An 11423-nucleotide genomic window follows, 5' to 3' on the forward strand; every position below is an offset into this window, starting at 1 on the left:
CGCGAGAGGAACCGGGGGCGGCCGCGCGGTGCGGTGCGGGGTGCGAAGTCCCGTGCGTCCGACCGCCGGTGAGGTGGCGGGCAAGGGGCGGGTCGGGTGCGGCGGGTCGACAGCCGGTCGGTAACCTAAGCGCGCTGACAGCCTTTTAGGGCGGCTTTACAGCCGTCCGTACCGCCCGAGTCCGCCCCACGCTTCAAGGAGTTGCGCCCGCCGTGAGCCGCAGCCTTCGACGCGGCGCCATCGCCGCCACCGCCCTCGCGTTCTCGATCGCCACGCTCGCCGCGTGCGGTGCCGGCAACGACGCCCAGACCCTCGGCGTCCGCCCGGACAACGCCGCCACGTCGATCGACGACGGCAAGGTCAAGATCCAGAACGCCCTGGTCATCACGCAGCCCGACCGGGAGGCCAGCGGCCCCGCCGCGGTCTCGGCGACGATCTTCAACAACGGCACGACGGACCAGACGCTGGAGGCCGTCAAGGTCGACGGCACCGAGGACGCCAAGCTCAAGCCGGCCAAGGGCGGCTCGCTGACGATCCCGGCCGGCGGCTCGCTGGTCCTCGGCGGCAAGAACAACGCGACCGCGATGCTGGCGGACAGCGAGAAGGTGACGCACGGCGACGCGCACAAGGTGACCTTCACGCTCAGCGAGACCGGTGACGTGACGATGACCCCGTTCGTCGTCCCGGCCACCAGCTACTTCGCCGAGTGGGGCCCGGAGGAGGTGCCCGAGGCTCCGGCCGGCGGCGCGTCCGAGTCGGCCACGCCGTCGGGTTCCGCGAGCGGCGAGCCCACGGAGGGCGCCTCGGGCGAGCCCACCGACGGCGCGTCCGAGAGCGCGGGCGGCCACGGCGCGGAGGGCGAGCCGACGGACGGCACCTCGGAGAGCTCCGCGAGCCACTGAGCGCATCGCAACGAAGAGGGGCGCCCACCGATCCGGTGGGCGCCCCTCGGCGTTCCCCCGACGGTGCCCCCACCGGAGACCGGACGGGACGGGACGGCGGTGACGCCCACCGCACCCGCAACCGCGCTCCGGGCGCGAGGGGACGGGGCGGGGGTGGCGGTGACACGCACCCCACCGCACCCGCAGCCGCGCTCCGGACGGAAGGGGACGGGGAGGGGTGCCGGTTACACGGGCACCCCCCACCCGGACGACCACGCTCGCAGACCTGCGGCGCCATTGCCCGTGTAACCGGTACCCCGGACCGGCACCGACCCCGAACGAAACCCGCAGCGGAACGCGGACGTGGGCGCACGCGGACCAGTAACCGGACCGCACGCGGGGCCAAAACGCAGGGCCGGGACGCGGGGCCGGAACGTAAGTGGCGGGCCGCACACGGGGCGGAACGCAGAGCAGGGCCGGAGGTAGGCCGCACCCGGGCAGGACAGGGAGACGACCGGGGTGCGCCCCGACACACCACCCGTGGCGGGGGCTCCGCCCCCTGCACCCCCGCCACGCACCGCACACGACCACCCGGCGCGCAGGCGACCACAGACGGGTCCGCGCCCCGCACGGCAGGCTGTCCGACGCCCAACGCACACGAAAGGGGCGCCCTTCGCGCGAAAGGGCGCCCTACCTCACGTATCGCGGCTTACGGCTCGAACTTGTAGCCGAGGCCCCGCACCGTCACCAGGTAGCGCGGCGCCCCCGGGTCCGGCTCGATCTTGGCGCGCAGGCGCTTCACGTGGACGTCCAGGGTCTTCGTATCGCCTACGTAGTCCGCGCCCCAGACGCGGTCGATCAGCTGCATGCGGGTCAGCACACGCCCCGCGTTGCGCAGCAGCATCTCCAGGAGGTCGAACTCCTTGAGCGGCAGGTCCACCTTGTCCCCGCCGACCGTCACCACGTGGCGGTCCACGTCCATGCGGACCGGCCCCGCCTCCAGGGCGGCCGGCGTGACCTCCTCCGGCTCGCCGCGGCGGCGCAGCACGGCGCGGATACGGGCCACCAGCTCACGCGAGGAGAACGGCTTGGTGACGTAGTCGTCCGCTCCTATTTCGAGGCCGACGACCTTGTCGATCTCGGAGTCCTTGGCCGTCACCATGATGACCGGGACGTTGGAGCGGCCGCGCAGCTGGCGGCAGACCTCCGTGCCGGGCAGGCCCGGGAGCATCAGGTCGAGCAGGACGAGGTCGGCGCCGTTGCGCTCGAACTCGTCGAGCCCGTCGGGGCCGGTGGCCGCGATCGCGACCTCGAAGCCCTCCTTGCGGAGCATGTAGGACAGAGCGTCGCTGAAGGATTCCTCATCCTCGACGACGAGCACTCGGGTCACGGAAGGACCTCCGGGGCAGGCAGGGGCTCGCGGTGCGCGCGAGCGTCGTGGTGGTTCGATGAGTGGTCGGGGGTGTCGTGCGGGCCGGCGGACGCTTCGAGCCGGTCCAGGTCCGCCGCGCCCGAGGTGTACGGCTTGCGGTCGCGGACGGAGCCCGCCTCCGGCAGCCGGAGCGTGAAGGTGGAGCCCTGTCCCTCGGAGCTCCAGACGGTCACCTCGCCGCCGTGCGAGGCGGCGACGTGCTTGACGATGGCGAGGCCGAGGCCGGTGCCGCCGGTCGCCCGGGAGCGGGCCGGGTCGACCCGGTAGAACCGCTCGAAGATGCGGTCCTTGTCCTTGTCGGAGATGCCGATGCCCTGGTCGGTGACGGCTATCTCGATGAGGTCGCCGCCCGGTGCCGCGACCCGGCGCCCGGCTATCCCCACGCGCGTGCGGGCGGGGCTGTAGTTCACGGCGTTCTCGACGAGGTTGCCGAGGGCGGCGGCGAGCTGGCCGCGGTTGCCCCACACGTGCAGGTCGGCGGTGCCGCCGGCGGCCATGGTGATCTGCTTCGTGCCGGCCTGGTGGCGGCAGCGGTCGATGGCCTCGGCGACCAGTTCGTCCACGCGTACGGGCTCGGCGTCCTCCAGCGGGTCGTCGTTCTGCACGCGGGAGAGGTCGATGAGTTCCTGGACGAGGTTGGTGAGGCGGGTGGCCTCGATCTGCATCCGTCCGGCGAACCGCTCGACCGCCTCGGGGTCGTCGGAGGCGTCCATGACCGCTTCGGAGAGCAGGCTCAGGGCGCCGACAGGGGTCTTGAGCTCATGGCTCACGTTGGCGACGAAGTCGCGCCGTACCGCTTCGATACGGCGGGCTTCGGTGAGGTCCTCCACCAGCAGCAGCACCAGGCGCGAGCCCAGCGGTGCCACCCGGGCGGAGACCGCGAGGGCCTCGCCGCGGCCGGTGCCGCGGCGCGGCAGGTCGAGTTCGACCTGGCGTATCTCACCGTCGCGCCGGGTGTCCCTGGCCATCTGGAGCATGGGCTCGACGGCCAGTTTCCCCCCGCGGACCAGGCCGAGCGCGTACGCTGCGGAGCTGGCCTTGACCACGGCGTCGCCCTCGTCGAGCACCACCGCCGAGGAGCGGAGCACGGACAGGACCGTGTCCACGCCGGGCGGCAGGACCGGGTCGGTGTGCAGGGAGGTGCGGGTGGGGCGTTTCTGGTCGCGTTCGCTCCAGCGGAACGCCAGCATCGCGATGACACCGGTGCACACCCCGGCGATCGCAGCCGCTGCGGCGACCGCCGCGTTCACGTCCATGGCTCCAGGTTAGGCATGCCACAAGCGTCCTCCACAGCCGTCGGAGTGTCTGCTCGAACACTCGTCGCCGAGAGTTCACCGGGGGTAGGGCATTGGTTCATTTGGGTGGCCGAGCTGCGGTGATGCGCCCGGTACGGGGCGGTGTGGGCGGCGCGCAGGGTGGTGGAGACGGTGCCCAGAGTTCACCTTGAGGACAGAGACGGTTCACATGGGGTGCCGGTCCCGGTCGCGTTTCCCCGGGACCGTGGGAGCGTGGGGTCAGGAGCCTGTACGGGTTCGGGCCCCGGACCGGGGTGCGAGCCCCGCCCCGGCCACGTATTCAGAGAGGGACTGATCCATGCGGGACGCGTACCACGAGGAACTCGATTCGATCGGCGAAGGCCTCGTCGAGATGGCCCGGCTCGTCGGATCGGCGATCGGGCGCGCGACGACGGCGATGCTCGACGCCGACCTCAAGCTGGCCGAGAGCGTGATCGCCGCCGACCAGAAGGTCGACGATCTCCAGCACGAGCTGGAGGCGCGGGCCATAGCCCTGCTCGCGCGCCAGCAGCCGGTCGCCACCGACCTGCGCATCGTCGTCACCTCGCTGCGGATGAGCGCCGACCTCGAGCGCTCCGGCGACCTCGCCCAGCACGTCGCGAAGCTCGCGCGGCTGCGCTTCCCCGAGCGTGCCGTGCCGCGTGACCTGCACGCCACGATCCTGGAGATGGGCCAGCTCGCGCAGCGTCTGATGGCGAAGGCGGCCGAGGTCATCATCACCAAGGACGTCGACCTCGCGCTCCAGCTGGAGCAGGACGACGACGAGATGGACCTGCTGCACCGCACGCTCTTCCAGCACCTGATGGACGAGAAGTGGAAGCACGGCATCGAGACGGCCGTGGACGTGACGCTGCTCGGCCGCTACTACGAGCGCTTCGCGGACCACGCGGTGTCGGTGGCCAAGCGGGTCGTCTACCTGGTGACGGGTGAGCACGCGGACGAGCTGCAGCAGAACGCGGCGGCGGCGCAGCAGGCCGAGGGCGGCGCGTAGGGCGCACCGGGCGCCGAACCTCTGTGCGCCGTTGATGCGCCGTGCCCAGTGGGCATCAACTGGGCGTAGGCAACAGTGCCTTGAGGAGGTTCGTATGGCCGAGTCCCCCACGCCAGAGACCCAACAGCCCGCCGACACCGCGGAGTCGGTGGAAGTCGTCCGGCTGCCGCTCCTCGGCGCCTGCGGCTGCGGCTCGGGGTGCGGCTGCGGCTGCCAGCAGGGGGCGCCCTGCCAGTGCGGCGGCTGACGCCGTTCCTGTACGAGGTGAAGGGTCCCGTTGCCGGGCAACGGGGCCCTTTCCCGTCTCGGCCGCCGGACGAGGCCCCGGCTGAGGCCCCCGGGGGAAGCTCTTACTCCCCTCAGCCCACGGGCTCCAGCCCGCTCCACGTGCGTCGGTCCTGCGCGGCCCCTTCCGCGGCCCACGCGTCGAGCAGCGCGCGGGCCTCGGCCTCGGGAGCGGCGAGCCACACCTTCTGGGTGCCGGCGTGCGCGGGGGTGCCCTTCTCCTCGTAATCCACCGTCCCTGTGCTGCAGCAGCCGCAGATCAGGTGGAACGCGCTGGCGGGCTCGGCCCCGAAGTCCCGCGCGAAGAAGGACTCCACGAGGGCGTCGATGTCCTCGGCGGCCGGTGCGTGCACGCTGACGTGCAGGGTGGGCAGCTCGGAGGGCTCGAAGCGCAGCAGCTCGTCGAAGACGGCGGCCGTGCCGCCGCCGTAGGTGCGCTCCCCGTTCGGCACGCCGTCGTGCACGACGATCTCGCCGAAGCGGCGGCCCTTGCTCACCGGCACGTTCAGCACGCGCCCGCGGGTGGGGCACAGCCGCCGGATCCAGACGACCTCCTGCTCGCCGCCGGTGTGCAGGCGCACGCAGGCGACCCCGAAATCACCGTCGATCTGCCCTTCCCCGTCCGGCAGTTCGATCCCGAAGCCCTCCCACGCGTCGCGCGCGGCGGCCCACTCGCGCCGGATGGTCGCGGCGATCCCGAGGTTCCAGTACGCCGGGTCGCCCTGTCCGCGCGGCGCCCTCGCCGCGGCCTCACGCCCCAGCTCGTACGCCTTCGCCCAGTTCCGCAGGAACTTGTGCGCGAGCGCGGCGTCGTACCACCAGGCGGCGCTGGGCTCCTCGTCCGGATAGTGCGCGAGCACCCGCTCGTACAACTCGGCGGCCCGCAGCCACTCCTCACGGTCCCAGGCCCCCTGGGCCTGCGCGACCAGCCGCCCGGCCTCTGTCTCGTTCACGTGCCGCCGTCCTCCCCCTCGATCCGGGAGCGAGTGTCGCACGCAGGACTGACGGCGCCGCGGCCCTGGTCGGCTTGCGGTCCACCACAACCTTCCGGCCCCCAGGCCGGTCTGGATGACGGCGAGCAATCCCCCGCTCCTGAGCTTGCTCTTGCTCCTGCTCCCGTCGCTGTCGGGCCCGACCTCAAGGAACTCCGTGAGACGCACCGTTGCCGAGACCCTGCGCGCCGCATCCCTCGCGTGCGCGGCCGTCGCCGTCCTGCTCTGCCTGGTCAACGACCGTTCCGACGGCGCCCGTTGGGACGCGCTGGCCGCGCTCGTCGTGGGGGCCTGCTGCATCGGTGCGTGGGCCGCGCTGACCCGCCGTACGCCGCCGTCCGGCCCGCCCTCCCCCGCTCCCGCGCCCTTGCCCGCGCCGCCGGCCGAGCTGCTCCGCAACCCGGTCGACTGGTATCTGGCCGCCGGCATGGTCCTGACCGCCGTCGCCCCGTGGGCCGTCTTCCGCTTCGCCGCCCACGAGCAGATCGAATTCTCCGCCGTCCTCCTGGGCGGGACGCTGCTCGGCCTGTGGACGGGAATCGTGCTGGCGCTCACCGTCAAGAAGGTCCTCGTCCGGCCGCTGTCCAAGACGCACAAGCTGCTGGCCGCCGACGCGAAGGCCGGCCGGGTGGTGGCCGTCCGCTTCGAGGTCGGCAGCGCCGAGTGGATCCGCTTCGTACCGGAGGACAGCACCGAGCTGATCGACCCGAAGCTGGACAACGCCCAGATGCTGAAGGTGCGCGACGCCGAGGGGAAGTGGTACGGCGTGCACGGCCTGCACAAGGACCCCAACGGCCCGGACCACGCCCGCAAGCAGCTCGCCGTGTTCGGCCCCCGGTATGCGGGCGAGCCCGTCTGGATGCTCTGGCCGCAGCGGTGGGAGCTGGTGCTCGCGGTGGTGCGGCGGTGGCGCAACCCCGCGTACCCGGTGGCGGTCGTCGCGGACACCGGGGAGATGATCTGGGGCTACGCGTCCCTCGACTACACCGACCGCTACCTGACGGACCCCGCGAACCTCCGCGCCACGGCCCCCGGCCTGCGGGCCCGCCCGGTCCTGCCGCGCCCCTACTTCCGCCCCGCGGTGCACGGCCCCATGCTCCTTCGCCTCGCCGTCGCGGCAGCCGCACTCACCCCGGTCCTCCTGGACACGGTGTCGGGCGGCCTCGGCGCCCTCCTCGGCCTGCTCGCCGCCACGGCCCTCATGGACGCCCCCTTCGCGGCCCGCCGCGCCAACTCCAGAACCCCCGACCCCTCCCGCTGGAACGTCCCACCAGTGGAGGACTTCCGGGTCCCGCCGCCGGACCGGACGCGCTCGTGAAGCCGGCCGACCGGACGCGCTCCTCGTGAAGCCGGCCGACCGGACGCGCTCCTCGTGAAGCCGCCCGACCGGACGCGCTCCTCGTGAAGCCGCCCGACCGGACGCGCTCCTCGTGAAGCCGGTCGACCGCCCCCGCGCATGACAACGCCCCCGGTTCCGCGCGCGGGGCGCGGGCCGGGGGCGTGATCGCGGGAGTTACTTCTTCTTGCCCTGGTTCTTGACCGCCTCGATGGCCGCCGCGGCCGCCTCGGGGTCCAGGTAGGTGCCGCCCGGGTTGAGCGGCTTGAAGTCGGCGTCCAGTTCGTAGGAGAGCGGGATGCCCGTCGGGATGTTCAGGCCCGCGATGTCCGCGTCCGAGATGCCGTCCAGGTGCTTGACCAGGGCGCGCAGCGAGTTGCCGTGGGCGGCGACCAGGACGGTGCGGCCGGCCAGGAGGTCCGGGACGATGCCGTCGTACCAGTACGGGAGCATGCGGACCACGACGTCCTTCAGGCACTCCGTCTTCGGGCGCAGCTCCGGCGGGATGGAGGCGTAGCGCGGGTCGTCCGACTGGGAGAACTCCGTGCCGTCTTCCAGGGCCGGCGGCGGGGTGTCGTACGAGCGGCGCCACAGCATGAACTGCTCCTCGCCGAACTCGGCGAGCGTCTGGGCCTTGTCCTTGCCCTGGAGGGCGCCGTAGTGGCGCTCGTTCAGGCGCCACGAGCGGTGGACGGGGATCCAGTGGCGGTCCGCCGACTCGAGCGCCAGCTGCGCGGTGCGGATCGCGCGCTTCTGGAGGGAGGTGTGGACCACGTCGGGGAGCAGGCCGGCGTCCTTGAGCAGCTCGCCGCCCCGGACCGCCTCCTTCTCGCCCTTCTCGTTGAGATTGACGTCCACCCAGCCGGTGAACAGGTTCTTCGCGTTCCACTCGCTCTCGCCGTGGCGGAGGAGGATCAGCTTGTACGGTGCGTCGGCCATGGCTCCGAGCGTAATCGAACCCGGGTGCCGCCCGCGCGCCCAGCCCGGGCTGTGGACGATTGACGGTTCCTGTTAATCGAGTGGCCTCCCCGAACGTCCGGCTCGTAACGTGTGAGCACGTCGAGAGACGCTTACACGTACGAGTTCACCAGCCGTTTCCGGGGGGATCTGCATGTCGATCGCGAGCATCAGGCGGGCCGCACGCGAAAGCGTGGCCGGTCTTCCCCGGGAGTTCTGGTGGCTCTGGACGAGCACCCTGATCAACCGGCTCGGGGCTTTCGTCGCCACATTCATGGCCCTTTACCTCACGCTCGACCGGGGCTATTCGGCCTCGTACGCGGGACTTGTGGCCGCGCTGCACGGGCTCGGCGGTGTGCTCGGCACCCTGGGAGCCGGGGTGCTGACCGACCGGCTCGGGCGAAGGCCCACCATGTTCCTCGCGCAGGGGGCCACGGCGGTCAGTGTCGCGGTGCTCGGGTTCATGACGGACCCGGTGGCCATCGCGGTGGTGGCCGGTGTGGTGGGTGTGGCCTCCAACGCCTCGCGGCCCGCCGTGCAGGCCATGATGGCCGACATCGTGCGGCCCGAGGACCGGGTGCGGGCCTTCGCGCTCAACTACTGGGCGATCAACCTCGGCTTCGCGTTCTCGTCCATGGCCGCGGGCATCGTCGCCCAGTACAGCTACCTCGCCGGGTTCCTCGGCGAGGCCGTGCTGACGATGGCGTGCGCGGTGCTCGTCTTCCTGAAGCTGCCCGAGTCGCGGCCCGAGAAGACGGTGGTCGCGGGGAAGGCCGCCGAGCCGCAGGTCTCCATGGGGACCGTGGTCAAGGACGGCCGGTTCATGGGTGTGGTGGGGCTCTCCTTCCTCATCTCGCTTATTTTCACGCAGAGTTACGTGGGTCTGCCGGTCGCGATGGGCGCCGCGGACTTCAGCCCCTCGGACTTCGGCATGGTCATCGCCGTCAACGGTGTGCTGATCGTGGCCCTTCAGATCCCGGTGACCCGGTTCATCGAGCACCGCGACCCGCAGAAGCTGCTGGTGATCTCGGCGCTGCTTGCCGGATACGGGTTCGGGCTCACCGCCTTCGCCGGGTCCATCGCCACGTACGCCCTGACGGTCGTCGTCTGGACGCTCGCCGAGATCATCAACTCCCCCACCCAGATGAGCCTGGTGGTCCGCCTCTCGCCGGTGCACGCCCGCGGCCGCTACCAGGGCATGTACTCGATGTCCTGGTCGGTGGCGGCGCTCGCGGCCCCGCTGATGGCGGGCTTCGTGATCGACCACTTCGGCGCGGACTGGCTGTGGGGCGCGACCGCGGTGCTCGGCACGGTGGCGGCGGCCGGCTACTGGCTCCTGATGCGGAACCTGCCCGCGGAGGACCCGGCCCCGGCGACCTCAGCGGCCAAGGAGGACAAGGCGGCCAAGGAGGCTGCGGCCACGGAGCCCGTCGAGGTCCCCGTGGCCGGCGGCGCCGAGCCCGCCGCGGGCAAGGTGGCCGAGGCCGAGGTCACGGCCTGAGGGTGCGCTGCGCCTCGTAGAGGTTGCGCGGCCACACCCCGCCGGGACGGCCGTACGCCTCGCTGCGGGTGTGCAGTTCCCCGGTGAAGTCCGGCTTGTCGATCTGGCCGAACTCGGTGACCTCGCTGATGGCCACGGTCGCGCTGTACGGGGCGATCTCGTCGATCCGTACGCAGCCCGCGCGGCCGTTGGTCACGGTGACGTTCCAGTGCGTGAAGCGGGCCCCGTAGAGCGGGCCCGCGCTCGCGTCTCCGCCGTGGGTGCCGGTGTTGTCCACGGTGATGTCGGTGCGGACGTTGGCGAAGGGCATGCCGCGGTGGGTGTCGAAGGTGCCCATCCGCATGTCGCCGCGGGACCAGACGTTGTAGCTGGACAGGCCCTCGACGTTCACGCCGTGCAGCTGGGTGCCCTTGGGCGCCGGGACGGTGCGCTGCTCGACGGTGAAGTCCTCGACCAGGTTGTCGTGCGAGCCCTCGCGGCAGTAGTACGGGTGGTGCGCACCGCGGCCCGCGACGCGGGTGTTGCGCAGGGTGCAGGCGGAGGCGGCGATGAACCCGAAGCCGTTGTCCACGTGGCGGACCACGACGTCCTCGGCCCAGCAGTCGTACGCGCACTGGAAGGCGAGCCCGTTGTAGCCGAGGTCGAGCAGGTGCTCGGACTGCGGGGTCTCGACCGCCTCCAGGGTCAGGCCCTCCACGCCCGCGCCGGTCAGCGGGGCGGCCAGGGTCGTCAGGCGCGGGTCCCATTCCGGGCGGACGTCGAGGGGCAGCGGGCGCTCGAAGGTGACCTTGCGGCCGCGCACCGAGGTGATCCTGGTGGGCCACTCGTAGGGCACGTACGAGGTGAGCTTGGTCTTGTCCTCCCAGGTGTAAGCCTCGGGGCCGGGGCCGCCGCCCGCCATGTGCTCCAGGAGCGTGTGGTCCGCGTCGTCGGCGAGCCGGAGCAGGACGAGCTGTCCGGGCTTCAGGCGCGAGGGGTCGGCCACCGTGACGGACCAGGAGCCGCGCCCGGCCGGTTCGACGGCGCTCAGGGTCTCCCACTCGTCCCGCCTGTTGCCGGTCCAGCCCTCGAAGGGCCAGGCCTGAGCCTTGATCGCGGCGACCAGGGAGTCCCAACGGGCCTCGGGGGCCAGCCAGATGAGCCCGCCCGCCCAGGACCAGCCGGACTTCGTGCCGCCGTAGCGGCTGCCGTACTTGCCGATCAACTCGGTGAGGTGCTTGGTCGCGAGCAGCTTGGTGCGGCCGCTGCCCGCGCCGCGCAGCACCACACCGCTGTGGCCGATCCGGATGATCCCGTCGATGCGGTACGTGCCCGGCGGGACGAGCACCGTGCCACCGCCGGCCTCTCCGGCGGCGGCGATGGCACGGTTGATCGCGGGGGCGGCGTCCTCGGAGCCGTCGCTCTTCGCCCCGTACGCGAGGACGTTGGCGCGCACGCGGGGGCGCGGGCGGGTGCGGCTGCCGCGCGCGCAGCCCGCCCGGCCCACGTACGGGATCTGCGGGTGGTCGAACGGGTTGCGGGTGAACTCCCGCCAGAGCTCCGCCACTTCGGGGCGGGCCGCGGCGGACGCCGGCGTCGCGCCGACGGTCACCCCGGCCACCACGGCTACCGCCCCGCCGAGCAGTCCGCGCCTGCTGAGCCGATCCATGAGCACCGCCCTCTCACTCGAATTCACGTACATGAACAAAGTTCACGTTTGCGTCGGCGGTGAGCATGGCACGGCGCCCCTTGGTGCGGAAGGGGTCGCGCAGAG

The 11423-nt window shown here is 72.2% G+C and carries 10 protein-coding genes; 5 read left to right on the forward strand and 5 right to left on the reverse strand.

Going from position 1 to position 11423, the window contains the following annotated elements; translation table 11 throughout:
- The first annotated feature begins 212 nt into the window (after positions 1-212).
- On the forward strand, positions 213-902 hold the full coding sequence (locus BLT97_RS31190) for a copper chaperone PCu(A)C domain-containing protein (RefSeq protein ID WP_093616251.1): 690 nt from the start codon (positions 213-215) through the stop codon (positions 900-902).
- Between the two features lie 688 nt (positions 903-1590).
- Here the strand turns inward: BLT97_RS31190 and phoP are convergent.
- Together phoP and phoR are read right to left on the reverse strand one after the other, a co-directional pair.
- Positions 1591-2271 carry a two-component system response regulator PhoP gene (gene phoP, locus BLT97_RS31195; RefSeq protein ID WP_093616253.1) on the reverse strand — a complete coding sequence of 227 codons (681 nt, stop codon included), beginning with the start codon at positions 2269-2271 and terminating at the stop codon, positions 1591-1593.
- Entirely contained in the window at positions 2268-3569 is a 1302-nt protein-coding gene (phoR, locus tag BLT97_RS31200; protein ID WP_093616255.1) for a two-component system sensor histidine kinase PhoR, read from the reverse strand. The genes phoP and phoR overlap by 4 nt, the downstream gene beginning before the upstream one ends.
- 337 nt (positions 3570-3906) lie before the next feature.
- Here phoR and phoU point away from each other — a divergent pair, with 337 nt between their 5' ends.
- Both phoU and BLT97_RS38095 read left to right on the forward strand, forming a co-directional pair.
- Positions 3907-4599 (forward strand): phosphate signaling complex protein PhoU, encoded by a 693-nt coding sequence (phoU, locus tag BLT97_RS31205; protein WP_093616257.1) that lies wholly within the window; start codon positions 3907-3909, stop codon positions 4597-4599.
- 94 nt (positions 4600-4693) lie between these two features.
- Entirely contained in the window at positions 4694-4846 is a 153-nt protein-coding gene (locus BLT97_RS38095) for a hypothetical protein (RefSeq protein WP_176953952.1), read from the forward strand.
- 112 nt (positions 4847-4958) lie between these two features.
- Here BLT97_RS38095 and BLT97_RS31210 read toward each other — a convergent pair whose 3' ends face one another.
- Positions 4959-5837 (reverse strand): tetratricopeptide repeat protein, encoded by an 879-nt coding sequence (locus tag BLT97_RS31210; RefSeq protein WP_093616259.1) that lies wholly within the window; start codon positions 5835-5837, stop codon positions 4959-4961.
- 196 nt (positions 5838-6033) lie between these two features.
- Between BLT97_RS31210 and BLT97_RS31215 the strand changes: the two genes are divergently transcribed.
- Complete coding sequence (locus tag BLT97_RS31215) at positions 6034-7194, forward strand: hypothetical protein (RefSeq protein WP_093616261.1); 1161 nt, start codon at positions 6034-6036, stop codon at positions 7192-7194.
- A 195-nt stretch (positions 7195-7389) separates the two neighbouring features.
- Here the strand turns inward: BLT97_RS31215 and BLT97_RS31220 are convergent, their stop codons facing one another.
- Positions 7390-8151, reverse strand: coding sequence for a phosphoglyceromutase (locus BLT97_RS31220; protein WP_093616263.1), 762 nt, complete (start codon positions 8149-8151; stop codon positions 7390-7392).
- A gap of 172 nt (positions 8152-8323) precedes the next feature.
- On the opposite strand from BLT97_RS31220, the gene BLT97_RS31225 reads away from it, so the two are divergent.
- A complete protein-coding gene (locus tag BLT97_RS31225; RefSeq protein ID WP_093616265.1) occupies positions 8324-9670 on the forward strand; it encodes an MDR family MFS transporter in 1347 nt (448 codons plus the stop codon).
- On the opposite strand, the gene BLT97_RS31230 is transcribed toward BLT97_RS31225, so the two are convergent.
- Complete coding sequence (locus BLT97_RS31230; RefSeq protein ID WP_093616463.1) at positions 9660-11318, reverse strand: glycosyl hydrolase family 28-related protein; 1659 nt, start codon at positions 11316-11318, stop codon at positions 9660-9662. The genes BLT97_RS31225 and BLT97_RS31230 overlap by 11 nt on opposite strands.
- Positions 11319-11423 lie beyond the last annotated feature (105 nt).

The sequence above is a fragment of the Streptomyces indicus genome, assembly GCF_900100315.1.
Lineage (GTDB): Bacteria > Actinomycetota > Actinomycetes > Streptomycetales > Streptomycetaceae > Streptomyces > Streptomyces indicus.